Here is a 24,807-nt window from a genome sequence, read left to right as displayed (position 1 = left end):
AGGGGAAAGGAAGAAGAACAGCACACTACCCGCACAGCACAAAGAGGAGTCTGCGCGTCGGACGGCACCCTGTTTTAGTTAGTTCCGGCTGCTTCCGGCACCGGCATCCGGCTACCCGGAGCTGGGCAGACACCCTTTTGCTGCTTGGATAGAACAAACCTACCAGCGCGGGTAGCTACGTCGAAAAATAGTACACCAACTCCCTCTTTACCAGTACCAAACGGCACTTTCTCCGCTCCGCGAACCGTTGCTTTACCCGGCCATAAACATCAAAGCACGCGGATGTGTATGGCCGGCCTGTATCTTGTGAGAGCATTGGCTCCCGATGGGGTCAATCAACTGCCGGGCCTGTATCTGGTGCAACCCATAATCAGTGGCTTCGTCTTTCGTCGCACGCGAAGCTGGATTAGCAGCCTTTCGCTTTCTTATTCAGGCCTTTACTGCTCTCTTTCGCTCCCCTTTCACATCCTATGCTCAAACCTACTCTGCTGGCCGCCGGGCTGGTGGCGCTGCTGACCCTGCCCGTAGCCGCCCAAAGCACCAACTCCGGTACCGATAAATTTGCCCAGCTCGAAACCCTGCTGCCCACGCCCAACAGCTACCGCACGGCTTCCGGCGCCCCCGGTACCGACTACTGGCAGCAGCGGGCCGACTACAACATCCGCGTGCGCCTCGACGACGAGAAGCAGGCCATCAGCGGCGACGAGGACATCACCTACACCAACCTCTCGCCCGATGTGCTAACCTACCTCTGGGTGCAGCTCGACCAGAACATCCTCGACAAGACATCCATTGCTGCCGCTACCCAGGTAGGCGAAATTCAACCCCGGATGCCCTTTCAGGCCATGGACTACCTTCAGCGCGGCGGGTTCGACGGGGGCTTCGTGATTTCGGAGGTGAAGCTGAAAGGCGGCCGGGGCCTGCCCTACGTCATCAACAACACCATGATGCGGGTGGACCTGCCCACGCCCCTCAAGCCCAAGCAAAGCGTTACGTTCAGCATCGGCTGGCGCTATAATATCAACGACCAGACGAAAATCAACCAGCGCAGCGGCTACGAGTATTTCCCCGAGGATAAAAACTACCTCTACGAAATTGCCCAGTTCTACCCGCGCATGGCCGTGTACTCCGACAACCAGGGCTGGCAGCACAAACAGTTTCTGGGCAACGGCGAGTTCGCTCTGCCCTTCGGCGACTACCGGGTGAGCATCACGGCCCCCGCCGACCATGTGGTGGGCGCGACGGGCGTACTCCAGAACCCCAACGACGTGCTCAGCAGCAGCCAGCGCCAGCGCCTGTCGCAGGCCGTGGGGGCCAGCAGCCCGGTCCTGATTGTGTCGCCCCAGGAGGCGGAGAAGGCCGAGCAGAGCCGCGCCAAGGGCACCAAAACCTGGACCTACGCCGCCAAAAATGTGCGTGACTTCGCCTGGGCTTCCTCGCGCAAGTTCATCTGGGATGCCATGGGCGTGAAGCAGGACGGCGTGCCGGTGCTGTGCATGAGCTACTACCCCAAGGAGGGCAACCCGCTCTGGGGCAAGTACTCCACCGAAGTCATTGCCCACACCATCAAAACCTACTCCAAGTACACCATTCCTTACGCCTACCCGGTGGCCATTTCGGTGCACGGGCCGGTGGGCGGCATGGAGTACCCGATGCTGAGCTTTAATGGCGGCCGCCCCGAAAAGGACGGCACCTACTCGGCGGAGCGCAAATACGGGATGATTTCGGTGATTATCCACGAGGTGGGCCACAACTTCTTCCCCATGATTATCAACTCCGACGAGCGGCAGTGGTCGTGGATGGATGAGGGCCTGAACTCGTTTGTGCAGTACCTCACGGAGCAGGAATGGGAGCGGGACTACCCCTCCCGCCGCGGCGACCCGGCCCAGATCGTGGCTTATATGCGCACCGATAAATCGTTGCAGACCCCGATCATGACCAATTCGGAGTCGGTGCTCCAATTCGGCAACAACGCCTACGCCAAGCCCGCCATCGGCCTCAACATGCTGCGCGAGACGATTATGGGCCGCGAGCTGTTCGACTACGCCTTCAAGGAGTACGCCCGCCGCTGGGCCTACAAGCACCCCACCCCCGCCGACTTCTTCCGCACCATGGAAGACGCCTCGGGCGTGGACCTGGACTGGTTCTGGCGCGGCTGGTTCTACTCCGTGGAGTACACCGACCTGGCCATTGCCGGCGTCAAGCAGTACCGCGTCGACTCGAAGAACCCCGACATCGAAAACGCCCGCCAGCGCGAGCTGACCAGCAAAACGCCCAAAACCATTTCGCAGCAGCGCAACGTGGCAGCCATTCCGCAGCCCCTGGTAGACCAGAAACCCCAGCTCAAGGACTTCTACAACCAGTACGACCCGCTGGCGACCACGCCCGCCGACCAGCAGCGCTACCAGCAACTGGTGAAGGGCCTGAGTGCCGAGCAGCAGCAGCGCCTGAACGGGGGCCTGAACTTCTACGAGGTGAGCCTCAAAAACCTGGGTGGCCTCACGATGCCCGTCATCGTGCAGATGACTTATGCCGACGGCCAGCAGGAAATCATGAACATCCCGGCTGAAATCTGGCGTAAGAACAACGCCGAGGTGACCAAGGTGTTCATCACCGAAAAGCCGGTGGTCAGCTTCGTGCTCGACCCCTACCAGCAGACCGCCGACACCGACCTGAGCAACAACGCCTGGCCTCAGCAGGCCGCGCCCTCGCGCTTCGAGCTGTACGAGTACCAGCAGCGCCAGCAGCCCAACCCCATGCAGCAGCAGTCGGCCCTGCAACAGAAGGAGCAGAAGCCGCTGACCACGCCCACCTCCACGGGCGGCACGAAGTAACCGGCCGTTTTTCCGTAGTTTTAGAGCAGCCGAACCCGGTGGGTCCGGCTGCTTTTTTTTATAGCTATGCCCCACTCATCTTCCAGCCTGGAAGCACTCAAGCACCAGGCCCTCGGCCCCGATCCGGAGGCGGCTTACGAAGCCTTCGAGGTGCTAACTGCTATTGGCACTGAGGAGGTAGCGCAGTTTTACCTGGGCCTGCTGGAAACAGCGGAGCGCGGGTGGCGCAACCGGGCTGCTATGGGCTTGGCGTACCTGGGCGATGAGCGCGCCGTGGCGCCGCTTTTGCAAGCCATTCAGCGGCCGGAAACCCGCGGCTACAACGGCACGATGGTGTATGCCCTCACGCAGTTTGCTTGTCGGCACTTATTGAAAGAGCTCTTCCAGATGGTCTTTCAACAGGGCTACGAAGCGCAGCTGATGGCGCTGATGGCGCTGATGGCCATTGAGGACCAGGATTTCGAATATTCCATCGAAGATGTGGCTTTCATTGAGCAGCAATGGGCCGTGGCGCAGCTGGCGCCGAGCACCTCGTTGCTAGAGTTGGGTCTGGAAAACATCGGGGAACTGGTGGAAGAGTTGTAGCTTTTCAACTTCTTTTCCACCATCCTATCCATCTACTATGGGACTTTTCGACGGTATTCTCGGCAACGCATCAGAAACTGATGCCCAAGCCATTCAGCTGGAGCTGAGCCAGCTGCTGGCCCCCGGTGAGGAGGTGCGCAAGGCCTTCTCCATCATCCGCGACCTGCTCGTGTTCACCACCAAGCGCCTGATTCTGATTGACAAGCAGGGCGTGACGGGCAAGAAGCGGGAGTATCTGAGCGTACCCTACCGCAACATCGAACGCTACTCCACCGAAACCACCGGCCACTTCGACCTTGATGCGGAGCTCAAAATCTGGGTACGCGGCATGAATGAGCCCATCACCAAAACTTTCCGGGTCGATAAAAACATCTACGACGTGAGCCGGACGCTGAGCGAGTTCACGCTGTAAACAGGATGGCCGCTCGCCCCCAACGCCCCCGGGCTACCCGCCCACCACGGCCGCGTTGGGAGCGGGTACGGGCGGATGATACTCGGGCGTGGCGGCGTTGTGCATCGCCGTAGCCAAGCCTTTGTCCTCCTTGAAATCGTAGCGCTTATAGGGCCGGATGATGAGGCGCAGGGCTTTGTCGGAGCTGAAGTAGCTGATGCCCCAGCTGATGAGCGTGACAACCTTGTTGCGGAAGCCCACCAGCGTCATCAGGTGCACGAACAGCCAGGTGAGCCAGCCGAAGAAGCCCCCGAACTGCGTGTTGCCGGGCAAATCTACCACGGCGCGGTTGCGGCCCACGATGGCCATACTGCCCTTGTTGACGTACTTGAACGGCTTGAGCGGCTCGCCCCGCAGCAGGTGCCGGAAGTTATCGGCCAGCTGCTCGGCCTGCTGAATGGCCACGGGGGCCAGCATGGGGTAGCCGCGGGGCATTTCGTCGGTGGCCAGGTTGGCCACGTCGCCGATGGCGTACACGTTGGCCAGGCCCAGCACCCGATTCTGGGTGTCCACGTTGATGCGCTTGTTGCGGGCCACCACCGTTTCGGGCAGCCCTTCGACGGCCGCCCCGTTCACGCCAGCGGCCCAAATCAGGTTTTCGGTGCGGATAAACTCGGTTTCGGAGTAGTAGAGCTTACCGGCCTCGAAACGCTGGGCGTGGGTGTTGAGGCGCAGGTGGATTCCCATGTCCTCCAGGTACTTTTTGGCCTGTACCTGCGAGTCCTTACTCATCGGCCCCAGCACCTCTGCGCCCGACTCGATGAGGTAGATTTCCATCTGCTTCAGGTCCAGTTCGGGGTAATCCTGGGGCAGCACGTCCTTGCGCATTTCGGCCAGCGAACCGCAGATTTCCACGCCCGTGGGGCCACCACCCACCACCACCACGTTCAGCAGGGCCTGGCGCTGGGCGGGGTCGTCGGTGAGCAGGGCCTTCTCGAAATTCTGGAACAGGTAGCTGCGCAGGTTCAGAGCATTGGGGATGCTCTTGATCTGCATGGCGTTCTGCTCAATGCTGTCGAGGCCGAAGAAGTTGGTGAGCGAGCCGGTAGCCAGCACGAGGTGGTCGTAGCCGATTTCGCCGATGTTGGTAACGAGCGTATTGCGCCCGGCATCCACCCGCTGCACGTCGGCCATGCGGTAAAAGAAGTTCGGCTGGCCCGCGAAAATCTTACGAATCGGGTAGGCAATGCTGTCGGCTTCCAGGGCCCCGGTAGCCACCTGATACAGCAGGGGCTGGAAGTTGTGGTAGTTGTTGCGGTCGATAACCACCACCTGAACGGGGGCGTCGGCCAGATCTTTAGCCAGCCGCAGCCCGGCAAAGCCGCAGCCAATAATTACGATACGGGGCTGGGAGGTACGCGGCAGGTTGGTGTCCATAGCAAAATCAGCAGGTCAAACAGTAGCTGTACTGCATATAGCGGCGAATGGTTGAAAGGTTGGGGTTGAGCAGTTCTTTTTTCAGCCCCTCAGTAATCCACGCCTTCTTTCTTCTTAAACTCGCCGTCTTTCACCTGCTTGATGAGCTGGAGCCAGCTGAAGGGGTTAAGCAGGGGGTTGTTGGTGGCCGGGGTGGCCCCGAAGCCCATGCGCCGCTGCTGGTCGTACTGCTGGTTTTGCAGGGTCTGGCGGTAGTTGCCCATGCTGGTGACGGGCAGGTTGTTGAACATGCGGCGCATGACCTGCTCGTTGAGCTTGTCGGCGGGGGTGCGGTCCTTTTCCGAAGGCACTTTCATGGCCAGGAAGGCTTCCTTGAACGCCCGCTCGGTGGCGTAGGGGAAAATGCGCACTTCGGGCAGGATGGTGGCGTCTTCCTTAAGCTGCACAATCACGGAGTAGCTCTGGCGCGGGTAGGCCTCGGGAATGATGACGTACTGGTTACGGTAGCCCAGGCTGCGGATGATGATACTGTCGCCGGTCAGCACGGGCAGTGAGAAGTAGCCGTACTCGTTGGTGGTAGTGCCCCGACCAGCTTTAGGCACGAAGATGGCCGCCCCGGGCACGCCCAGCAGCGAGTCGCCGGAGGCCACGATGCCCGTGAACTGCACCACCGGGCGCTGACCCTGCGCCCGGCTCCGGCCGGGCAGCAGCAGCGCCACCAGCAGGAGCAGTAAAGCAGGTAAAAAAGAAATACGCATTCGAGCCACGGAGAACATACAAGCCATTACAGACGACAAAGATACGGCACTTTCGGGGGCCGCTGCCGGGTTTCCCCTAAATTGGAGGCCCACCACCCCATTTCGGGCTCTCTTATCTGCTTTTGCCTAAAGATGCGTCTCAAACACTTTACCGTTGCATTCGGCCAGCAATTATTCAAAGCCCTCGGCGACGAGAGCCGGGTGCGCATCCTGCATTTGCTGTGGCGCAATCAGGAAATGTGCATCTCCGACCTGGAGCAGATTCTGGATTTCACCCAGACCAAAACCTCCCGGCAACTAACGTACCTGAAAAACGCGGGCCTCGTCAACTTCCGCCGCCTCGACAATTGGGTGTTCTACTTCATCAAGGATGAAGCCCAGGACTTTGTGCACCAGTTGCTGGGCTACATGGAGCGCGACCCCCAACTCACGCAAGACCAGAAAATCTACCAGACGCTCTGGTCGAACCGGGAGCTGGCCGCGTATAAGCTCCAGAACCGCCGCTGGCACGGGAATCATTGATTGGCGTTGATTCATCGTGAGTCCGTTGATTCAGCTGGCCGCTGGTTTCCTTTTTTTAGCTCTGATTAGTTGATAGCGTGAAGTCAGTAGAGAACATGACGCGCCTGTTCGTGTGTGCCGCTCAGAAGGATGAAGTGGGCCGCGACGTAGCCCGGGCCCTGAAAATAGAAGTAAAGAAGCAGGGCCTGAAAAAGCTGCTGCTGGGCGGTGAAAAGCGCAAAGTGCGCATTCAGACCTGTAGCTGCCTCGACCTGTGTAAGCAGTGCAAAAAAGGCCCCGGGGCCGCCCTGCTCATCTATCCCCACGGGACGGCCTACGGCAACGTGCGCCCCCGCGACGCGGCCGAAATCGTACACGAACATCTGGGCGAGGGCCGGGTTGTGGAAAGACTGCGCATTGATTAACATGTACTATACAGCTGGTTACTATCTGGTTATTCCCAAGCACGAGCGTGGCACGGTCAATGGGCATACTTACACTAGCCGGGTATGGTCGGTAAGCACATTCATTAGCCAACTGTATCCCGGCAATTGGGGATTTAGTTGGCAGTACAGCAAACGGCAGGTTCCCAAAAACTTTCCGCTTGTCGAGCCAGCATTAGGCAGGTTGCATGCCAGTACAACAGCACTGTTCGAACAGAATAAATATGGCGCGCCAGGGTTTTTCTTCGAGCGAAAAGATGCCCTTACGTTTCAGGAGCAGTTTTTAGTTGATCTACCTCAAGTGAAGCTGTTAGGCATTTTTCTACATGAATCGCACTTGTCAGCTGCTACCGCTGAAGTTGAACAACATTCTGCCCCTAACTGGCCGAATCTGGCGACCCTCCTGCAACAGCAAGTCCCCGAGCCTGAAGCCGGTCAGACAATTGGTTTTGACTTGCTGGGCCTATTTGATGACGGTAGTTATGAGCCTTCTTCCTACCACATTCTGGAAGAAGAATATCGCACTTTATTTGGCATCGGATTGAATGACTACGGGTTATTCACCAACGAAGCCGACTGCCAGCGTGCGGCTCCTCACACGGATAAAGTGGCCGACGAACCTGCTACCTGGTTACCTTTTAAAGTGAAACTGTTCGCCTGATTTTCCTGACATGCGCCAAATGAAAACCTACCGCCACCTCTTCTTCGACCTCGACCATACGCTCTGGGATTTCGAAACCAACGCCGACGAAACCCTGCGCCACCTGTTCGACCAGCACGATTTGAGCCGCTACGGCGCGTTTTCGGTGGAGGAGTTTATCCGGGTCTATTCCGATATCAACCACGGGTTGTGGCGGCTCTACCAGAACGGCAAAATCGGGCAGCAGCAGCTGCGCGCCACCCGCTTCCCGCGCACCTTCCTGAAGCTGGGCCTCACGGAGGCTGATTCGCCGCCCACCCTCTCGGACGAGTTTACCGATCTGCTGCCCCACAAAACGGCCGTGTTCCCCTACACCCACGAGGTACTCGACTACCTGCGCGCCAAGGGTTACCAGCTGCACCTGATTACCAACGGCTTCCGCGACATTCAGCACCTCAAGCTCCGGGCCTCCAACCTGACCGACTACTTCCAGGAAATCGTGACCTCCGAGTGTTGCGGCCACCTCAAGCCCGACACCCGCATTTTCCGGCACGCGCTGGAACGCACCGGGGCTCGGGCCGCCGAGAGCCTGATGGTGGGCGACAACCTGGAGTGCGACGTGCTCGGGGCTTACAATGCCGGCCTCGATCAGGTATACTTCAACCCCGAAAAGCGCCGCCACTTCAACGAGGTAACCTACGAAATCAGCTGCCTGAGCGAGTTGAAAGCATTCTTGTAACTCTTGTTCCTTACTCCAGACTCCAGCGCCACGGTGGTGTGCACCTGGCCGCTGAACGTCATCAGGTCGGGGGTGAGGCGGAAGCTGTGGCCCCCCATGCTTTTGCTGTACACTTCCATATTCACGTTGCCGCCCCAGCCTGATTCCGACCGCTGGCTTCCTCCCTCCTCGGTTACGGCTAATACCCGGCCGCGCTTTTGCCCTAGCTCGGCGCAGAGTTTGTCGGCTGCCCTGAGTGAGTTGCGCAGCGCAATCAGGTTAGCTTGTTGCTGAAGGCTGTCGGCCTGGGCTGGATTCGGCTGACGCGGGTGCCCAGGAGCTTCTCGATAAATTCTTCGAGCCGCGTCAGGTCCTGGAGCTTTACCGTGAGCGACTGGGTGGCCTGATAGCCCGCAAAAACTTCCTTCTCGTTGCGGTAGGGGTACTCTTTGTTGGTGGAACCGAAGCTGGTGCGAATGTCCTGATCGGTGCGTACAAACGGCCGAATGGCGGTCATTACGTCGCCGATAACGGTCTGCACTTCGACCACCGATTCCTTGAGCCGGGGCTTGGTAAACGAGACTTCGACCGTTATTTCGGCTTGGTTGGGGTAGGAAGTAACTCCCCCCAGGCCCGCCACTTTCAGGTGGGGCTGCTGGTCGTTGGGCACCAGTGAGGAAGGCACGGCGCAGCTTGCCAGCAGTAAGGCACCCAGCCAGAGAGGGAATCGCATACAAGGAAGGAATAAGGGGGAGATACCGAGAAGACCGTCGGCCGCTGTTAACGTAGCCAAAACATCTGGTAGTATACCTTTGCCCGATGATTCGACTGATTGGATTTTCGGGCCGCCGGGGCAGCGGCAAAGACACCGTTGCCCGGTTGCTGCAACAGCTCCAGCCGGAACGCCGGTGGCATATCCGCTCGGTGGGCGAACCCATCAAGGCCGTGTGCGCGGCGCTGGCCGGTGAGGGCACGGCCCCTTATTTTTCGCAGGCCGGCAAGGCCGAGCTGCTGCCCACGTTCGGGCGCACCCGGGGCGAAATGCTCCAGCAGGTGGGCCTGGCCCTGCGCCACTGGGAGCCCGCCATCTGGGTGCAGGCTTTCTTCTCGCAACTGCCCACCGACCAGCACACGCTCATTCCCGACGTACGCTTCCCCAACGAGGCCGACCTCATCCGGAGCCGCAGCGGCCTGATGCTGCGCGTGGAGGGCGACCCGCTCGGCCAGCGCGGCGACGGCACCCGCGACGACGACCATCCCAGCGAGACGGCCCTCGACGCTTATCCCCACTTCGACGCCGTGCTGCACAACTCCGGCTCCCTCCCCGACCTGGAGCGGCAGGTGCGGGAGCTGCTGGCGCGGCTCTCGTAGGTGGCGCTCAACTCGTTCCCGGCCCCTGAAATCAGGAAAGCCAACCCGCTCGCGCAGATTGGCTTTTCTGATTTCAGCAACCCGTTGGGCTAGTGCAGAACCTGCACCCGCTTATGGAACGTTTTGCCGTTGAGCGAGCAGGAGAGCGAATATATCCCCGCCGTCAGGGCACGCGTGTCAATCTGGATGCTGGTGTTGCTGCTGGTTCCTTCCTTCATGACGCGGCCCAGGTTGTCGCGTAGCGTGTAATGGAGGGTCAGTAGCTTGCCGTTCGGGCCTTTGGCGAACAAGGCGGCGGGCGGCACCACTAACTCAAAGCCCATGTTGCTGGGGTTGGGGAAAACCGACACCTCATCTTTCTCGTTCCCGATGGCCATCTGCGGCGAGTTGCTGGCGTCGAGGGCGCTATTATTCCCATCCGGCTTGTTGGTCGTATCCGTTGTTCTGTAGTAGCCCCCGGAGTTGTAAACGCCCCCCGGATTGGTATTATCGCAGGGAACGCGCAGCTTATCTCCCTTTTGTTTAGTGGAAGTAAAGTAGCTGCCATTGGGATTGGCGGTGGTGTAATACAGGTTTAGGGTCGACGACAATCCGCAGGCATTGGTCATGGTACAGGACACCGATACCGGCACGTCGTAGCGGTTGGGCGCAATAACGCTGTACGTCGCGCTGGTGCCGGTACTACTGCCCGGCAACGAGCAGCTCCATTGGTAGGTGATGGGGCCTTCCAGACTGGGCCGCGCTACGCCGGCTTCGAAATAGGCCGTTATGCCGGGGCATATGAGTTCGGTAGCCGGGGCTTTTTTCAGCACCATATTCGGTGCTCCCACCCATACCTGCCGTTGCAGGGCAACCGGCCCGGAATAGCAGCCGTCGTTGCTGGTGTAGGAGGCCTTTACGGTTACCAGGCCCTGCGCCCCGCCGTTGGCCGTCAGATTCAGAACCGGGCGGTTCATTGGGCCGGTAAACGTGCTGGTTGTAACCAGATGAGCAGGTTCTGCCGTCCATTGAACATCCGTCCCGGATGGGGCACTGTTCACATCAAAGAAAGCGTTGGTGCAAATCATATCCGACCCCGAGTAGTTGGCAATCTGCTGATTTTTCAGGTCCCGGGTGATGCCGGCCTCAAATGCAAACCACTGAAACAGCGTGGCAACGGCCCGGATGCTGAAGTTGAAGGTCACGTTGGCAATCTGGGTGGTGTTGATGCTCGTGGGGGGAACCCAGCCGTAGGAGCTGTACATGCCCGTAATGTACGGGTTTGAACCCTGCGACAAATCGTTGTCACCCCGCATGAAAGACTGGTCGCCTCCACGGTTGAAGGTTCCCATATCGCCGTAGTTCACGCCGCTAGGGAAAAAGTCTGCCAGCTGGTTCATCGTATAAAACAGGTACTTGGCCTTGTCGCGGGCGCTGGGCAGACAATGAATATCAGTCAGCAGGCCTCCCTGCTGGGCCGCCGTGGCCGCCGTCCAGCTCTGGGCCGGATAGGCCCCGCCGGGGTCGTCCTCGCACTTCCCCAGGTTGTTGTTCGAGTAGTAGGTGTTGCCCATGTCCTGCTCGTAATGGTCAGGCCGGTTGGCGGGGCACGGATGCAGGTGCGAATGGGTGTGGGCCGGCACGCTCATGTCGCCCAGCAGGTGAGCCACCCGGCCCAGCAACTGCAACGCCACGGGCTGGCCAAAGCCGGGGTTGAACTGCGGCAGGTAGTAATTGACGCGGCCACTACCGTCGGCATTGCTGATGCCTTCCAGGAAATAATTTCCTTTGTAGAGCTCGGGCAACGACGTATAGGTGATGATGTAATTGCGCACGGAGGCCTCGCCGGGCATCACAAAGGGAATGGTAACGTCGTGCGCCCCATTGCGGTCCTGGCAAAACAGGTACACGCGGGCTTTCTCCCAGGCATTGGGCGCTTTCGACGTGTAGCCAATGTTCAGCGGCGTCGACTCATAGTTCTCATTGGGGTTGTCAGCGTCCCAGAAGTGGGTAATGGACGGCGTGAAGCCTCTGGTGCCTCCGTAGCCATACACCGGGTCCTCGGAGTCTTCGCGCCAGGCCCCGATACCGATAGGATAGCTGTTGTTGAAGGGGCGGCTGTCGAGGCCCCGGCCGCGGAAGTTAAGCCCAATAGCGTCGCGCAGGGCCGGAACAGGACCGATCTGCTGCTCTAAATACAGATACGACTGTTGCACCATGTACTGATGGACCCACTCTTTGTGGGCAAACGCGGGTCGTTGGCTGAACCACAGACCGAGAAACGTCATCAGGAATAGTTTTTTTTTCATGGAGGTGAGAGGAAGTAAGTATGATAAGATGGAAGTGACTGAGCCACCCGAAATACCAGCCCAGAGCAGACTGGCTTGATCGGCTTTCGGCTCGAAAAGTAGGTAGCGAGTATCACGCCCCTATTTTTATTACACCAATCAGCGAATTCGCAGTATCACCCCCTCGCAACTGGTCATGCAACAGGCCTTACACGTTTGGGAAAGCCGCCCTTTCGCGCTGAGTTACCCGAGCACCCGCGTAGCGGAGCTCCGCCTCAGAGCGTTCTTCCCTATTGCCCCCCTGGTTTTCCTGTTCCCTCCGTAACTCCGGCCCTTTGCCCAAGCAGTGGTCAGTTGCCAGGGCGGATTGGTCAGTTGAACTGCCTGGCAACTCCGCCCTGGCAACTGATAACACCCTTCCGCCTTGGCGCGTAAAACAACGCCTCACGTTTTACCCTCCTTCCATTATGTGCGGCCGTTACTCCCTCATTTCCTCGCCGGGCCTGGTAAAAGAACGGTTCGGGGCCGATTTCACTGCCGATTTCGCCCCGACCTACAACGCCGCGCCCTCCCAACACCTGCCCGTGATTACCAACGCCGCCCCCCAGCAGGTGCGGCTCATGCAGTGGGGCTTGGTGCCGGCCTGGGTGAAGGACCGCAGCAGCGGCCCCCAGCCCATCAACGCCCGAGCCGAAACGCTGGCCGAGAAACCCTCGTTCCGGCAGCTACTCCAACGCCGCCGCTGCCTGGTACTGGCCGACAGCTTTTATGAGTGGCAGCAGAAGGAAGCCCACGGCCTGCCGCCCAAAACGCCCCACCGTATCCTGCTCACCTCGGGGCAACCCTACGCCTTCGCCGGCCTCTGGGACGAGTGGCTCGACCGCGCCACCGGCGAAATCCTGCCCACGTTCACCATCGTCACCACCGAACCTAACGCCCTGATGGCCCCGCTGCACCACCGGATGCCCGTGCTACTGGAAGGGCCCGAAGCTGAGCAAAGCTGGCTGAGCGACGCCGTTTCGGCCGCCGACCACCAAGCCCTACTCCGCCCCTACCCCGCCGAATTGATGCGCGAGTACGTTATCAGTAAGCTGGTAAATTCGCCGGCCCACAACGAGCCGGCGGTGCTGGAGCCGGCAAGTTGAGCCTGAAACCATCTGTCATTCTGAGCGGAGCGAAGGATCTTGTCCCACTTTGCATTTAATGGGATAAGGTCCTTCGCTCCGCTCAGGATGACAGACGGTTTACGCACTAACCTTGAAGCCCTACCTTTGTAGTCTAGCCTTCCACCCCACCACTCAAAACCTCTTCGTTCTATGGCCAACGCCTTTTTCAACGTTCCGCTGCCGATTAACGAGCCCGTAAAGGGTTACGCACCCGATTCGCCCGAGCGGATTGAGTTGCTCAAGACGCTCAAGGAGTTCAAGCAGCAGGAGCGCGACATTGCCATGCACATTGGCGGCCAGGAAGTACGCACGGGCAAACTTGTGCGCATGAGCCCGCCCCACGACCATAAGCACACGCTGGGCCACTTCCACCGCGGCGACGCCTCGCACGTGCAGCAGGCCATTGATGCCGCCCTGGCCGCCCGCACCGAGTGGGCCGAGCTGCCCTGGGAGCAACGCGCCGCCATTTTCCTGAAAGCCGCCGATTTGCTGGCCGGCCCCTACCGCGCCCGCCTCAATGCGGCCACCATGCTGGGCCAGAGCAAAAACGCTTTCCAGGCCGAAATTGACGCTGCCTGCGAGTTTATTGACTTCCTGCGCTTCAATGTGCACTACATGAGCGAGCTGTACAAGCAGCAGCCCGCCTCATCGCCCGGCATGTGGAACCGCCTGGAACACCGCCCTTTGGAGGGCTTCATCTTCGCCCTCACGCCCTTCAACTTCACGGCCATTGCTGGCAACCTGCCCACTTCGGCGGCCATGCTCGGCAACGTAATCGTCTGGAAGCCCGCCGACACCCAGATTTACTCGGCCCAGGTGCTGATGGAGCTGTTCAAGGAGGCTGGCGTGCCCGATGGCGTCATCAACTTAGTGTACGTGGACGGCCCGACGGCCGGCAACGTCATTTTCCAGCACCCCGACTTCGCCGGCATCCACTTCACGGGCTCGACCGGCGTGTTCCAGCACATCTGGAAAACGATTGGCGAGAACATCAGCAAGTACAAGACCTACCCGCGCATTGTGGGTGAAACCGGCGGCAAGGACTTCATTGTGGCCCACAAATCGGCCAAAGCGAAGGCGGTGGCCGTGGGAATTTCGCGCGGTGCGTTTGAATACCAGGGCCAGAAGTGCTCGGCGGCTTCGCGGGTGTACCTGCCCTCGAACCTGGCCGACGAAATCCTCGGCTACGTGAAGGAAGATCTCGCCTCATTCAAAATGGGCGACGTGGAGGACCTTTCCAACTTCATCAATGCCGTTATCGACGAGAAGTCGTTCGATAAGCTGGCCAAGTATCTCGACGCCGCTAAGGCCGACAGCAGTGTAGAAATCATTGCCGGCGGCGGCTACGACAAGTCGAAGGGCTACTTCATCGAGCCCACCGTCATCGTGACCAAGGACCCCAAGTACGTGACGATGTGCGAGGAGCTGTTCGGACCGGTAGTAACGGTATATGTGTACGAGGCCGACAAGTTCGAGGAAACCCTGGAGGTAGTCGACCAGACTTCGCCCTACGCCCTCACCGGCGCTGTTTTCTCCCAGGACCGTTACGCCATCGACCTGGCCACGCGCAAGCTGGTGCAGGCCGCTGGCAACTTCTACATCAACGACAAGCCTACCGGCGCAGTCGTGGGCCAACAGCCTTTCGGCGGCGCCCGCGCTTCCGGCACCAACGACAAGGCCGGTTCTATCCTGAACCTGCTCCGCTGGGTGTCGCCGCGCACCATCAAGGAAACCTTCGTGCCCGTGGTGGACTACCGCTACCCCTTCCTGGGAGCCGCCCCGGCCGAGGATTTAAACCGCGACAAAGGCATTTAGAACGAAGCGTTGCTTCTTCTCAGCCTGAATTGAAAACGGCCGCCCTATTTGGGGCGGTCGTTTTGCTTTCAATCCTACGTTCGCTTATCTGAGCAACAGCTTACTGTGCCGCAGGTGGCTGCGCCTGCATAGGCGTGATGTCCAGTTCGTCGTAGATGTCCGCCACCTGCATCGTCAGGCCCAGCTCGGGAATTTCCAGCACGTCGGTCAGCTCCGCCAGCGGCGTGAAGGACCACACGCCGCTTTCCTCCCGCCGGAACCACTCCACTAGACAAGTGTGCTGCGTGATGAGCACGTAGTGTTGCAACGAGGGCAGTTGCTTGTACTGGTTGAATTTCCAGCTCCGGTCGCGGTCGGCGGTGGAAGGCGACAGGATTTCGATGAGGAGCACCGGGTGGCGCACGACAAAGGGCTCGTCCACATCATCAGCATGGCCGGTCACGAGCACATCTGGATACGTGTAGTACCGGCCTTCCTGCACGGCCAGCTTCATTCCCTCGTCATACACCTTGCAGCCCCGCCCGCGCAGCCCCGCCCGCAAACTGATAACGCAGTTCTGGCGGATGGTGTGGTGCGTGGCCGATGCGCCCGACATGGCGTACACTTCGCCCTCAAAGTATTCGTGGCGCTGGTCGGCGGTTTCTTCCAGCGCCAGATATTCTTCGACCGTATAGCGGGCGGGCGCGACAGTTTGGGGCTGAGCCATTGAAGCAATGCTTGGTTTATTCCAAAGATACGCCTTTCCCTTCCGCCCCCTTTCGCCTGTGTGGCTGGCCACGAAGCGACCTTTTGTGCACCCTTTGCCCGGCTCACCGAATCAGCTGGTACAGTTGCTCGCGGTAGGTTTCGCTGACCGGAATTTCCTTCTCGCCGATGTAAATGGTGTTGCCGTCGACCATCCGGATTTTGCTCAGCGACACGATGTAGGACTTGTGCACCCGCAGAAACGGCGGCTGAGGCAGGGTTTCGGTCAGGTCCTTGAGCGTGTGGTAGGTCACCAGCCGCAGTTCGGGCAGCTGGATGGCCACGTAGTTGCTCAGGCCCTCAATGTAGAGGATATCGGCATACTCGACCCGCAGAAACTTGTTCTTGCTTTCGCCCTTCACGAACATGTGGTCGGCCGGCGCGGGCGCGGGCAGCACCGGGGCGGCGGGCGGCGGCAGGAGCACGGCGGCCACCGGGCCGGGCAGCAGGGCCAGCGCCTTTTGGGCCGCCTTGAAGAACCGCTCGAACGACACGGGCTTGAGCAGGTAGTCGACCACGTCGTTTTCGTAGCCTTCGAGGGCGTACTCGGGGTAGGCCGTGGTGAGGATGACGCGGCACTTGTTGCCCGCGAGCTTGAGGAATTGCAGGCCCGTCAGGCGGGGCATCTGGATGTCGAGAAACACCAGATCCACCCCGCCCTGCTGCACCAGCGTGAGGGCCTCGATGGGCTTGGTGGTGGTGCCCACCAGCGTCAGGAAGGGCACCTGGCTGATGTAATCGGCCAGAATAGCCAGGGCCGGCGCTTCATCATCAACAACCAGGCAACGAATCATAGGGAGCAGTGCGTGAAAAAAAAGGGGGGGGGGGGGGCAGGTAATCTAAGGCGGAAGCCAGAAACTAGTTCCTTTCCAAGGAGGGGAACTAGTTTCTGGCTTCCGCCGCACTTAGCCGGCAAGTTGCAGGGAAGTAACGAATTGTTCCTGCTCGCCTGTTTCCACGCGCAGGGTGTGGCGGCCGGGGTAGAGCAGTGCCAGCCGCCGGCGCAGGTTGGGCAGGCCCACACCGGTAGTAGCATCCTTGTGGTCGGTGGGGTCGAGGGGCTGATTACGAACTTCAAACCGCACCTCGCCGGGGCTCAGGGCCAGGTTGATGCGGACGGGATGGGCGGGGTCGTCGAGGGTACCGTGTTTGAGGGCATTTTCTACGAACGGGATGAGCAGCAGCGGCGCGATGCGGTGGCCAGCGGGGTCGCCGGCGAGTTGGAAATCCACGAAAAACTGGTCGGCGAAGCGCAGGCGGTACAGGTCGAGGTAGTTGCGCAGGTAATCGATTTCCTCGGTTAGCAGCACCTGGCCGTCCGGCGTGTCGCGGAGCATGTAGCGCATCAGGTCAGCCAGTTGGAGGATGGCGGCGGCCAGCGGCTTGGCCACGGGGTAGGCCATACTATAGAGCATATTGAGCGTGTTGTAGAGAAAGTGTGGGTTGATCTGGGTTTTGAGGAAAGCCACTTCGGCGGCCCGCTTCTCGCCCCGTAGCACCCGGTTTTCGCGCTCTTGCAGCAGCGTGGCCCGCCCGGCCCACAGCGCGGCGCTGATAACTATCATAGGAACAGCGAAATACATATTGTCGAGGACATAATACCAGACCTTGGTATCGGGCGTGTAGTTGCGGAAGCCCAGTACGGCCGGGAATATAACCTCTTCGATAAGCGCGCGCAGCCCGATAAACAGGGCCACCACGCCCAGCAGCGCCCCCGCCAACGACCATCCCCGCCCGGGCCGCAGCAGCCGCGGATACACCACGCGGTAGCACAGGTAAAACTCCAGGATGCGGATAAACAGCATGGACCCATTAAACCACACGGCCTTGGACGTGGGCGAGTTGCGGCCGATAACCAAGCCCAGCAGATTGTAGCCGCCGTAGAAAAACCAGCCCAGTAGATGCCAGTAAACTGCAGGAATGTTCGGTAATCGGGAAGAAGCCATACGGGTAGCAGATTGAGCGTTAAAACTACACCGGCCCAACCAGCGGCCCTACTTTTTTATGCCACTGCCCCGGTTTGGGATGTGAAACCAAAAAACTGCCTTTTCGGGCAGTGGCAACGGGTTTTCGGGGATTGGAATAATCTTTTTTCACGAATCGGCGCGGAAGTTCACCTTTGAACCACTCCTTTACCAAACCCGCTGCCCGATGCGCTCTGCTCCTCTCCTGCTGCCCCTGCTGCTGCTCTGCGGCCTCGCCGCCGCCCAAACTGCCCCGACTAGCGCCACTGTTACGGGCCGCGTGACGGACCCTGCAACCCGGCCGCTGAGCTTCGCTACCGCCGTACTGCTGCACCTGCCCGACTCGACCATAGCCGCCTCGCTGGCTACCACCGAGCAGGGCAGCTACACGTTTGGAAGCGTGCAGCCCGGCCGCTACTGCGTGAAAGTCTTGATGATGAGCTACCAGCCGGCCCGGAGCGCCGCCTTCGCGGTGGCTGCTGGCCAGCCCGTAACCGTGCCGCCGCTGCGGCTGGCGGCGGCGGCTACGGCCCTGGGCGAAGTGGTAGTGGCTGGCCTGCCGCCCCGGCTGGAGCAGCGCGCCGACCGTACCGTCATCAATGTGGCCCGCCTGAATACGGCCGGCACCAACGCGCTGGAAGTGCTGCAACAGGCCCCCGGCATCCGGCTCGACAAGGACGAAAACATCGTGTACCGGGGCAGCACGGGCATCAACGTGCTCATCGACGGCAAGCTTACCTATATGTCGGGTGAGGTGCTCAAAAACTACCTCAAGTCGCTGCCGGCCTCGGCCATCAGCCAGATTGAGCTACTGCCCAACCCGCCGGCCTCGATGGACGCGGCCGGTACGGCCGGGGTGCTCAACATAAAGCTGCGGCGCAACCAGTTGCCGGGCCTAAGCGGCACGGCTAACGTGGGCGGCGGTTACGGGCGCTTCGAGAAAAGCTGGGCCGGCACCAACCTGGCCTACAACGTGGGCAAAGTGCGCCTGTACGCCCGCCTTGATGGGGGCCGCTACAACTCGTTCAACCGCCTCACCATGCGCCGCCTCATCCGCGACACGCTCTTCAGCCAAGAGAACTACTGGCGGCCCCTGACCTACACCGGCAACTACGCCGCCGGGGCCGATCTGGCCCTGAACGCCCACCACAGCCTGGGTTTTGGCTTGCGCGGGTCGGGCGACCAGACCACCGCCTTGAGTACCGCCAACTCGGTGACCACCGACGAAGCCGGCCGCTTCATCGGCCGCCGCCAGCTCTTCAACCCCCAGGACGGTCACGGCTCGTCGCGGGCCCTGAACCTGAACTACCGCTGGGCCATCGATAGCACCGGCCGCGAGCTAGGGGCCGATGCCGATTTCGTGCGCTACGCCAGTGCCCAGGACCAGCAGTTTCGCAACCTAGCTTTCCGACAGGAAAACGAAGGTTCGGGCCAGGATGCCGGGCAGCTGCGGAGTACCAACTCGTCGGAAACCTCCATCCGGGCCGTTAAAATCGACTACGCGCACCCGTTCGCGGGCACCAGGTGGCGGGCTGAAACCGGGGCCAAAACCAGTTGGGTGACCTCCCGCAGCGCCATTCAGTTTGACCAGCTGGCCGGCCAGCAGTGGTTGCTTGATACGCTGCGCACCAACTCGTTTCAGTACGACGAGCACATCAGCGCCGGCTACGTCACGCTGAGCACCACGCTGGGCAAGCTGGAGCTGAAGGGCGGTCTGCGGGGCGAGCTGACCCAATCGACGGGTAATTCGCCCACCACCGGCCAGCGCGTGGCGCGGCGTTACTTTCAGCTGTTTCCGAGCGCCTTCGCCGCCTATAAAATCGATGACAACAACCAGCTCAGCGCCTCCGTCAGCCGCCGCATCACCCGGCCGGGCTACCAGGACCTCAACCCCTTCCTGCGCTACACCGACTTCTACACCGCCCACCGGGGCAATCCGTTCCTGGCGCCTTCGCTTTCGCAGTCGTTGGTGGCAAATTATATCCACAAAGATTTTCAGGTATTGAGCCTGAGCTACCTGCGCGAAACCAACGCCATGAACGAGGTGGTTACCCAAAACGACCAGACCAAAGTATCGACCACCATGCCCCGCAACCTGGGCCGGGCCAGCACCCTCACGCTCAGTTCGGGCGGCCACACCAAGCTCACCGACTGGTGGGGCATGGACAATGAGCTCGGCGGTAGCTACAACGTGGTTTCTACCGAGTTGGAGGGCCAGCGCATACGGCTGGCCCGCTTCGGCTGGTCGGCCAGCTCCAACCACACCTTCACGCTGCCCCGGCAGTACAAGCTGCTGCTAGGCGGCTACTACAACTCTCCCTCGGTACAAGGCTTGTTCTACACCCGCTCGGCGGGGCAGCTCAACCTGGGCCTCAAAAAGCAGCTGTGGGCCGAAAAAGCCAGCTTGAGCCTGCGCGTCAGCGACGTATTCGCCACCAACCGCTTCCGCAGCGACCTGCGCTACAACAACGTCAACCAGACCTGGACCAACCAGTGGGAAAGCCGCCGGGTAACGCTGACGTTCACGACCAAGCTGGGCAGCGGCAAAACCCGTAGCCAGCGCAGCGCCGGCAGCCAGGACGAGGAAGGCCGCGTGGGCCGGTAGATGGGCAGGGTGATGCGTTGAGGTTTTTGTAAAACGGCCGCCCTACCCGGGGCGGCCGTACTGCTTTTCCCGCCCGGCGTTGTCGTCCGTTACCAGCGGAATATTCAGGGTGGCGTAGATGTCGGCCAGCAGCAGCCGGGTAGCCAGTTCTGGAATTTCGGCGGCTTCCTCGGGCATCGTTAGCAGCTGGTGCTGCCAGTCGACGGTGTCGGTGGCGCGGTGGTACCAATCGACTGCCTGGTATTGCTGCGAGACTAACAGGTAATGCCGTAACGAAGGCAGTTGCTGGTAACGGAACCGCTTCCAGACCCGGTCGTAGTCGGCGGTGGAAGGCGATAGTACCTCCAGCAGCAGCACAGGATTCCGCATCGTGCGCTCGGCCTGCACGTCCTCGTCGTGGCAGGTGGCCATTACATCGGGGTAGGTGTAAAACCGCCCGTCGGCTACGGCCAGCTGCACGTTTTCGGTAAACACGCGGCAACCCCGCGTTTCAGCCGACAACAGTTGAAAGGCGCAGCGCAGAACTAGTGTGTTATGATTAGCCGTAGCTCCGGCCATTGCCCGTACTTCGCCCTGGTAAAACTCGTGCCGCTGGTCGGCGGTGGCTTCGAGGGCCATGTACTCCTCTACCGTGTAGCGGGCGGGCGACGTCGTTTGGGGCTGGACCATTTCGGGCGGGGTTGGATTCAACCAAAGATACGCCTTTGCGCCCCTACCGGCTTTCATCTTTGTTCCCAACTCCGAAGGGCCTACCTTTGCCTCCCATGCCGTCGAAAAACGGCCTTTTACCCCGTTGCTGCCATGCTGCTCGCCGCTCCCGTTCAATACCAGCCCCAGGATTTTCTGCCCATCATCGTCCAGTTCGTGCTGGCCATTGCCTTCGTGGCGTTTGCCATGACGGTTTCCCACCTCGTGGGGCCGCGCCGCAAGAGCGTGGTGAAGGATGAGGCCTTCGAGTGCGGCATCGAGTCGGTGGGCAACGCCCGCACCCCGATTTCGGTCAAATACTTCCTCACGGCCATCCTGTTCGTGCTTTTTGATGTCGAGGTAATCTTCATGTACCCCTGGGCCGTGAATTTTCGCGCCCTCGGCACCACGGGTTTCTACCAGATGCTCGTGTTCCTGACCCTGCTGATGGCCGGCTTCGGCTACGTCATCAAAAAGGGCGTTTTGCGCTGGAACGAAAGCGCTTAGGCCAAACTTTTGCCCGCCGGCCCCTGTTGGCTACCAGTGGATTCAGTCCGCTTTTTCTTCTCTGATTTTCTGTTGTTATGGATACCCGGGTTCCCGAAATTAAAACGGTAGATGCCCCCGACGGCCTCGAAGGCGCGGGCTTCTTCGCCACGTCGATGGAGAAGGTCGTGGGTATGGCCCGCGCCAACTCGCTCTGGCCTTTGCCCTTCGCCACCTCCTGCTGCGGCATCGAGTTCATGGCTACCATGGGCTCGCGCTACGACATCTCGCGTTTCGGCTCCGAGCGGCCCTCTTTCTCGCCCCGGCAGGCCGATCTGCTGATGGTGATGGGCACGATTGCCAAGAAGATGGCCCCCATCGTGAAGCAGGTGTACGAGCAGATGGCTGAACCCCGCTGGGTGCTGGCCATGGGCGCTTGCGCTTCCTCGGGCGGTATTTTTGACACTTACTCGGTGCTCCAGGGCATCGACCGCATCATCCCGGTCGATGTGTACGTGCCCGGCTGCCCGCCCCGCCCCGAGCAGGTCATCGACGGCCTGATGCGCATCCAGGACCTGGCCCGCAACGAATCCATCCGCCGCCGCAACTCGCCCGAATATCAGGCCCTGCTGGCATCGTACAACATCAAATAAGCTGCTAGCTGTCAGCTATTAGCTGTTAGCTTCCGTTGGGAGGCTCAGCACGAAAGCTAACAGCTAACAGCCAACAGCTAATAGCTTAAAACATGGCTGACCAAAACGAATCCATCCCGGCGCAGGAACAGGCCGCCGCCCAGGACCCGGCCGCGCAGCAGAACGCGCAACTGCTGGCCCTGCTGAACCGCCTGTTCGGCGAGGCGGCCTTCACCGATGTGGAAGAGTCGTATGGATTGCTGACGGTGACCACGACCCGGGAGCAGATTCACGGCATTATTGCGGGCCTGCAAAAGGACGAGGAGTTGCAGCTTAACTTCCTGACCACCCTATGCGGCATGCACTGGCCCGCGCAGGAAGGCCGCGAGTTGGGCATCGTGTACCATTTGCACAGCCTCACGCGCAACATTCGGCTGCGCCTGAAAATATTCTTCCCCATCGCCGACCCGGTAGCCCCCACCCTGACTGACCTGTACGCGGCCGCCAACTGGATGGAGCGCGAGGCCTTCGACTTCTACGGCATCATCTTCCCCGGCCACCCCAACCTGATGCGCATCCTCAACGTGGAGGACATGGACTACCACCCGATGCGCAAGGAATACGCCCTCGAAGACGGCACCCGCGAAGACAAAACCGACCAGTTCTTTGGCCGGTAACCTAGTTGTCATGCTGACGAAGGAAGCATCTTATCACGGCTTCCCTTGTCAGATTCAGCAACCCCGCTTGCGCGAACGTGAGAAGATCCTTCGCAAGCTCAGGATGACAATACAATGGCAGTAAACGACACGCTGGAAAGCACCCATAAGATAATCGAGTCGGCGCGGGAGCAGCAGCCCAACCTGAACCCGCTGGCGCCCACCGTCAACGACTTCAACCAGGAGCTCACGACCCTTAACCTGGGTCCGACGCACCCGGCTACGCACGGTATTTTCCAGAACATCCTGCAAATGGATGGGGAGCGGATTATTTCCGGCGTGCCCACCATCGGCTACATTCACCGCGCCTTCGAGAAGATTGCCGAACGCCGGCCCTTCTATCAGATTACCACGCTCACCGACCGGATGAACTACTGTTCGTCGCCCATCAACAATTTCGGGTGGCACATGACGGTGGAGAAGCTGCTGGGCGTGGAAGTGCCTAAGCGGGCCCAGTACATCCGCGTCATTCTGATGGAGCTGGCCCGCATCACCGACCACCTCATCTGCAACGGCATTCTGGGCGTGGATACGGGCGCTTTCACCGGCTTCCTGTATTTGATGGACGAGCGGGAGAAGGTGTATGAGATTTACGAGGAAGTGAGCGGCGCCCGCCTCACCACCAACATGGGCCGCGTGGGCGGTATGGAGCGCGACTTCTCCGACATTGCCATTGCTAAGCTGCGCGCTTGGCTGAAGACCTTCCCGGCCGTAATGCGCGAGTTCGAGACGATGTTCAACCGCAACCGCATCTTCATGGACCGGATTGTAGACGTGGGCGCCATTTCGGCCGAACGCGCCCTCAACTACGGCTTCACGGGTCCCAACCTGCGGGCTGCCGGCGTCGATTACGACGTGCGGGTGATGAACCCCTACTCCAGCTACCAGGACTTCGACTTTGAAATTCCGGTGGGCACCAAGGGCGACACCTACGACCGGTTCATGGTGCGCAACGAGGAAATCTGGCAGAGCCTGCGCATCATCGAGCAGGCGCTGGAAAATCTGCCCGCCGGCCCCTACCACGCCGATGCGCCCCACTTCTACCTGCCCCCCAAGCAGGCCGTGTACCAGAACATGGAGGCCCTCATCTATCACTTCAAAATTGTGATGGGTGAGATTGACGCGCCCGTGGGCGAAGTCTACCACTCGGTGGAAGGCGGTAACGGCGAGCTAGGCTTCTACCTGGTATCCGACGGTGGCCGCACGCCCTACCGCCTGCACTTCCGCCGCCCCTGCTTCATCTACTACCAGGCCTACACCGAAATGGTGGTCGGCCAGACCCTCTCCGACGCCATCGTGACGCTAAGCTCGATGAACGTAATTGCCGGGGAGCTCGACGCGTAGTTTTTCTGAATTGACTGATATGGAATCGACTGCCGTTAAGCCGCAATTTTCCGAAGCCGCCCAGGCCGAGATTGCGCGCATCTGTAAGCAATACCCCGACGACCGCCGCAAGTCGGCCATGCTGCCGGTGCTGCACATTGCCCAGGCCGAATTTGGCGGCTGGGTGAGTCCCGAAGTGCAGGACTTAGTGGCCGACGTGCTGGGCGTGAAGCCGATTGAGGTGTACGAGGTGTCGTCGTTCTACACCATGTTCAACCTCAAGCCGGTCGGCAGGCATGTGCTGGAAATTTGCCGCACGGGTCCCTGCATGCTGCGCGGTTCCGATGAGCTGACGGCCCAGCTGGAGCGCATTACGGGGGCTAAAGTAGGCGGCCCGGCTTCTGAGGATGGTCTGTTTACCTTAAAAGAAGTGGAGTGCCTGGCCGCCTGCGGCTTTGCCCCCATCGTGCAGGTGCGCGAGCAGTACTACGAGCAGCTCGACACGCCCGCAGCCGTGGACGCCATGCTGGCCGAACTGCGCAATCAGGTGCATCGCCCCGCCCTGCCCTGGGAAGAAAACGGCCTCCCGAACGCGGTAGCGCGGAATTGAGCTGTTGGCTATTAGCTGTTAGCTGTTAGCCGATTTGAAAGAGAACATTGTTCATCAGAGAATTTCTGATTGCCTACATACCTAGCTAACAGCTAAAAGCTAGCAGCTAACAGC

24 protein-coding genes are annotated in these 24,807 nt (G+C 60.2%); 16 read left to right on the top strand and 8 right to left on the bottom strand.

What is annotated here, in order from left to right; genetic code table 11:
- Nucleotides 1-470 precede the first annotated feature (470 nt).
- The 3 genes from D0T11_RS07945 to D0T11_RS07935 all read left to right on the top strand — a co-directional run bounded on the left by D0T11_RS07945 (nucleotide 471) and on the right by D0T11_RS07935 (nucleotide 3,831).
- Nucleotides 471-2,834 carry a M1 family metallopeptidase gene (locus D0T11_RS07945; RefSeq protein WP_119655246.1) on the top strand — a complete coding sequence of 788 codons (2,364 nt, stop codon included), beginning with the start codon at nucleotides 471-473 and terminating at the stop codon, nucleotides 2,832-2,834.
- 66 nt (nucleotides 2,835-2,900) lie between these two features.
- Nucleotides 2,901-3,419, top strand: coding sequence for a HEAT repeat domain-containing protein (locus D0T11_RS07940; RefSeq protein ID WP_119655245.1), 519 nt, complete (start codon nucleotides 2,901-2,903; stop codon nucleotides 3,417-3,419).
- A gap of 37 nt (nucleotides 3,420-3,456) precedes the next feature.
- A complete protein-coding gene (locus D0T11_RS07935; RefSeq protein ID WP_119655244.1) occupies nucleotides 3,457-3,831 on the top strand; it encodes a PH domain-containing protein in 375 nt (124 codons plus the stop codon).
- Nucleotides 3,832-3,864: 33 nt separating this feature from the next.
- Here D0T11_RS07935 and D0T11_RS07930 read toward each other — a convergent pair whose 3' ends face one another.
- Together D0T11_RS07930 and D0T11_RS07925 are read right to left on the bottom strand one after the other, a co-directional pair.
- On the bottom strand, nucleotides 3,865-5,247 hold the full coding sequence (locus D0T11_RS07930) for an NAD(P)/FAD-dependent oxidoreductase (RefSeq protein ID WP_119655243.1): 1,383 nt from the start codon (nucleotides 5,245-5,247) through the stop codon (nucleotides 3,865-3,867).
- Between the two features lie 89 nt (nucleotides 5,248-5,336).
- Nucleotides 5,337-6,005, bottom strand: coding sequence for a carboxypeptidase-like regulatory domain-containing protein (locus D0T11_RS07925; RefSeq protein WP_182888304.1), 669 nt, complete (start codon nucleotides 6,003-6,005; stop codon nucleotides 5,337-5,339).
- Nucleotides 6,006-6,137: 132 nt separating this feature from the next.
- On the opposite strand from D0T11_RS07925, the gene D0T11_RS07920 reads away from it, so the two are divergent.
- The 4 genes from D0T11_RS07920 to D0T11_RS07905 all read left to right on the top strand — a co-directional run bounded on the left by D0T11_RS07920 (nucleotide 6,138) and on the right by D0T11_RS07905 (nucleotide 8,328).
- Nucleotides 6,138-6,527 carry an ArsR/SmtB family transcription factor gene (locus tag D0T11_RS07920; RefSeq protein WP_119655241.1) on the top strand — a complete coding sequence of 130 codons (390 nt, stop codon included), beginning with the start codon at nucleotides 6,138-6,140 and terminating at the stop codon, nucleotides 6,525-6,527.
- Nucleotides 6,528-6,604: 77 nt separating this feature from the next.
- Nucleotides 6,605-6,931, top strand: a complete 327-nt coding sequence (locus D0T11_RS07915) for a (2Fe-2S) ferredoxin domain-containing protein (protein WP_147374571.1) — start codon at nucleotides 6,605-6,607, stop codon at nucleotides 6,929-6,931.
- Nucleotide 6,932: 1 nt separating this feature from the next.
- Nucleotides 6,933-7,610: a hypothetical protein gene (locus D0T11_RS07910; RefSeq protein WP_147374570.1), complete on the top strand. Its 678-nt coding sequence runs from the start codon at nucleotides 6,933-6,935 to the stop codon at nucleotides 7,608-7,610.
- A 19-nt stretch (nucleotides 7,611-7,629) separates the two neighbouring features.
- On the top strand, nucleotides 7,630-8,328 hold the full coding sequence (locus tag D0T11_RS07905) for a YjjG family noncanonical pyrimidine nucleotidase (protein WP_119655273.1): 699 nt from the start codon (nucleotides 7,630-7,632) through the stop codon (nucleotides 8,326-8,328).
- A 253-nt stretch (nucleotides 8,329-8,581) separates the two neighbouring features.
- Here the strand turns inward: D0T11_RS07905 and D0T11_RS07900 are convergent, their stop codons facing one another.
- Nucleotides 8,582-9,040, bottom strand: coding sequence for an SIMPL domain-containing protein (locus D0T11_RS07900; RefSeq protein ID WP_119655238.1), 459 nt, complete (start codon nucleotides 9,038-9,040; stop codon nucleotides 8,582-8,584).
- 86 nt (nucleotides 9,041-9,126) lie between these two features.
- Between D0T11_RS07900 and D0T11_RS07895 the strand changes: the two genes are divergently transcribed.
- Nucleotides 9,127-9,678 carry a hypothetical protein gene (locus D0T11_RS07895; protein ID WP_119655237.1) on the top strand — a complete coding sequence of 184 codons (552 nt, stop codon included), beginning with the start codon at nucleotides 9,127-9,129 and terminating at the stop codon, nucleotides 9,676-9,678.
- 89 nt (nucleotides 9,679-9,767) lie between these two features.
- On the opposite strand, the gene D0T11_RS07890 is transcribed toward D0T11_RS07895, so the two are convergent.
- The gene (locus D0T11_RS07890) at nucleotides 9,768-11,966 is read right to left on the bottom strand and encodes a T9SS type A sorting domain-containing protein (protein WP_119655236.1); all 2,199 of its coding nucleotides are present in this window, start codon (nucleotides 11,964-11,966) and stop codon (nucleotides 9,768-9,770) included.
- A 446-nt stretch (nucleotides 11,967-12,412) separates the two neighbouring features.
- Between D0T11_RS07890 and D0T11_RS07885 the strand changes: the two genes are divergently transcribed.
- Together D0T11_RS07885 and pruA are read left to right on the top strand one after the other, a co-directional pair.
- Entirely contained in the window at nucleotides 12,413-13,090 is a 678-nt protein-coding gene (locus D0T11_RS07885) for an SOS response-associated peptidase (protein ID WP_119655235.1), read from the top strand.
- Between the two features lie 171 nt (nucleotides 13,091-13,261).
- Nucleotides 13,262-14,926, top strand: coding sequence for an L-glutamate gamma-semialdehyde dehydrogenase (gene pruA, locus D0T11_RS07880; protein WP_119655234.1), 1,665 nt, complete (start codon nucleotides 13,262-13,264; stop codon nucleotides 14,924-14,926).
- A 100-nt stretch (nucleotides 14,927-15,026) separates the two neighbouring features.
- Here the strand turns inward: pruA and D0T11_RS07875 are convergent, their stop codons facing one another.
- The 3 genes from D0T11_RS07875 to D0T11_RS07865 all read right to left on the bottom strand — a co-directional run bounded on the left by D0T11_RS07875 (nucleotide 15,027) and on the right by D0T11_RS07865 (nucleotide 17,616).
- Nucleotides 15,027-15,632: a Uma2 family endonuclease gene (locus tag D0T11_RS07875; protein WP_119655233.1), complete on the bottom strand. Its 606-nt coding sequence runs from the start codon at nucleotides 15,630-15,632 to the stop codon at nucleotides 15,027-15,029.
- Between the two features lie 103 nt (nucleotides 15,633-15,735).
- Nucleotides 15,736-16,464, bottom strand: coding sequence for a LytR/AlgR family response regulator transcription factor (locus tag D0T11_RS07870; RefSeq protein ID WP_119655232.1), 729 nt, complete (start codon nucleotides 16,462-16,464; stop codon nucleotides 15,736-15,738).
- A 111-nt stretch (nucleotides 16,465-16,575) separates the two neighbouring features.
- Nucleotides 16,576-17,616: a sensor histidine kinase gene (locus tag D0T11_RS07865; RefSeq protein WP_119655231.1), complete on the bottom strand. Its 1,041-nt coding sequence runs from the start codon at nucleotides 17,614-17,616 to the stop codon at nucleotides 16,576-16,578.
- A gap of 205 nt (nucleotides 17,617-17,821) precedes the next feature.
- Between D0T11_RS07865 and D0T11_RS07860 the strand changes: the two genes are divergently transcribed.
- Nucleotides 17,822-20,239 (top strand): TonB-dependent receptor, encoded by a 2,418-nt coding sequence (locus D0T11_RS07860; RefSeq protein WP_119655230.1) that lies wholly within the window; start codon nucleotides 17,822-17,824, stop codon nucleotides 20,237-20,239.
- Nucleotides 20,240-20,281: 42 nt separating this feature from the next.
- On the opposite strand, the gene D0T11_RS07855 is transcribed toward D0T11_RS07860, so the two are convergent.
- Nucleotides 20,282-20,908, bottom strand: coding sequence for a Uma2 family endonuclease (locus D0T11_RS07855; protein WP_119655229.1), 627 nt, complete (start codon nucleotides 20,906-20,908; stop codon nucleotides 20,282-20,284).
- A gap of 132 nt (nucleotides 20,909-21,040) precedes the next feature.
- On the opposite strand from D0T11_RS07855, the gene D0T11_RS07850 reads away from it, so the two are divergent.
- The 5 genes from D0T11_RS07850 (at nucleotide 21,041) to D0T11_RS07830 (ending at nucleotide 24,693) form a co-directional block, all read left to right on the top strand.
- Entirely contained in the window at nucleotides 21,041-21,433 is a 393-nt protein-coding gene (locus tag D0T11_RS07850) for an NADH-quinone oxidoreductase subunit A (RefSeq protein ID WP_119655228.1), read from the top strand.
- A gap of 77 nt (nucleotides 21,434-21,510) precedes the next feature.
- Complete coding sequence (locus D0T11_RS07845; RefSeq protein ID WP_088465376.1) at nucleotides 21,511-22,065, top strand: NADH-quinone oxidoreductase subunit B; 555 nt, start codon at nucleotides 21,511-21,513, stop codon at nucleotides 22,063-22,065.
- A 92-nt stretch (nucleotides 22,066-22,157) separates the two neighbouring features.
- Nucleotides 22,158-22,721: an NADH-quinone oxidoreductase subunit C gene (locus D0T11_RS07840; protein WP_119655227.1), complete on the top strand. Its 564-nt coding sequence runs from the start codon at nucleotides 22,158-22,160 to the stop codon at nucleotides 22,719-22,721.
- Between the two features lie 114 nt (nucleotides 22,722-22,835).
- The gene (locus D0T11_RS07835; protein WP_119655226.1) at nucleotides 22,836-24,104 is read left to right on the top strand and encodes an NADH-quinone oxidoreductase subunit D; all 1,269 of its coding nucleotides are present in this window, start codon (nucleotides 22,836-22,838) and stop codon (nucleotides 24,102-24,104) included.
- Between the two features lie 19 nt (nucleotides 24,105-24,123).
- Nucleotides 24,124-24,693 (top strand): NADH-quinone oxidoreductase subunit NuoE family protein, encoded by a 570-nt coding sequence (locus D0T11_RS07830; RefSeq protein ID WP_119655225.1) that lies wholly within the window; start codon nucleotides 24,124-24,126, stop codon nucleotides 24,691-24,693.
- Nucleotides 24,694-24,807: the final 114 nt, after the last annotated feature.

It is taken from the genome of Hymenobacter rubripertinctus, from assembly GCF_003583925.1.
GTDB classification, from domain to species: domain Bacteria; phylum Bacteroidota; class Bacteroidia; order Cytophagales; family Hymenobacteraceae; genus Hymenobacter; species Hymenobacter rubripertinctus.
The sequence above is the reverse complement of the archived record's forward strand: the minus strand, read 5'-3'. Positions and strand labels throughout refer to the sequence as shown.